Annotated in this window: 2 protein-coding genes; one reads left to right on the top strand and one right to left on the bottom strand. The window is 71.2% G+C overall.

The genetic code is table 11. The features are described from left to right. Positions 1–285, top strand: a 285-nt coding sequence (locus HW578_RS26745) for a hypothetical protein (RefSeq protein ID WP_198373729.1), incomplete at its 5' end; no start/stop codon positions are given. Positions 286–309: 24 nt separating this feature from the next. On the opposite strand, the gene HW578_RS26750 is transcribed toward HW578_RS26745, so the two are convergent. Then, on the bottom strand, positions 310–1,255 hold a 946-nt coding region (locus tag HW578_RS26750), incomplete at its 5' end, for a hypothetical protein (RefSeq protein WP_198373730.1).

The raw sequence follows: 1,255 nt of genomic DNA on the forward strand, positions 1-1,255 counted from the left end.
GCCCTCGCCGCGGCGGCGCCATCGCCACCACGCGCCACGCCGCCCCCCACCCTGCCGCCGGCGCAGCGCGCCCTGGCGCAGGAGGTCGCCGCGACGACCCGGGCCGACGCCAACCGTCGGCGCGTCGCGCAGGACGCCAGGGCTGCGGCCGTTGCGCGGGTGGCGGAGGGCCATGCGTTCCTGCTGGCGAACAAGGACGCCCTGTCGAAGAGCGACACGGCGCGGCTGCTCCGCGTGCAGGAGATGGAATTGCGCCGCCTGGTCCTGCTCGGGGTGGCGGGCTGACCGTCGGGACCGCGCGGCGCGGCGTCAGAAGCTGATGCCGAGCCCGAAGGAGGCGCCGGTGATGTTCCGGTCGGCATAGAGGTAGTTCAGGGTGAACTGGACGCGCGAGACCTCAAGGCCCATGGCTCCGAATTGCAGGCGCCCGACATCGAATTCGATCCCGCCGCCGATCGTGGTCGACCAGGCGAAGCCCGTGGCTTGCCGCTGGTCCCCGAAATAGTAGGACGCGGCGCCGGTCACCACCCAGCGCAGGGGCCGGCGAAACACTTCGATCCCGGTCGGCCAGCGATACTGGCTCCAGACGCTGAGGGTCGACGAGGTCGAGGTGCCGCGCGACGCCGGCAGCGAATTCCCGAAGGTCTGCAGCCGCAGCTGGGTGTAGCGGGCCTGCACGTCGATCTGCCGTGCGGCGCTGTAGTTGAAGTAGGTCAGCATCAGCGCCCCGCCGAGGCCCCAGACATTGGCCTGCACCTCCGACAGCGCGGTCGGATCGCTCCTGTCCCTGCGCCGGGCGAGAAAGGTGGTGGCGAGCGAGGTGTCCGAGGCGGCATAGCCGCCCGCGAGGTTTAGGATCGGCGTCACGTAGAGGCTGTCGGCGAGGTAGAAGTCCCAGCCGATGCCGACGGTGGTGGTGAAGTTGTTCCAACGCACGGAGACGTCGCGCGTTGCCTCGCCCTGCAGCACCGCGCGCGGATCGTAGCGTGTGTAGGACGCGTAGATCTCGAGCCAAAGCGGGAAGGTCTCGTCCACCTCGAAGCCGAAGCCGAACTGGCTGAGGGTCAGCGTCGGATCGCCCCCCTCAGGGCCGACCGTGTTGCGGTTCACCTGCAGCGTACTGGCTGACGCGGAGGGGATAGCCCCGTAGCCCATCAGCCCGAGCACGCCGCCGTCGCGCGGCTCGAGCGTCGCGCGCAGCTGCGCCAGCCGGTCCGCGCCGGCATCGCGGACCGCCACGCCGGCGGCCGGCGCG

The organism is Roseomonas rosulenta (assembly GCF_016106005.1).
In the GTDB taxonomy this organism is placed as follows: Bacteria; Pseudomonadota; Alphaproteobacteria; order Acetobacterales; family Acetobacteraceae; genus Neoroseomonas; species Neoroseomonas rosulenta.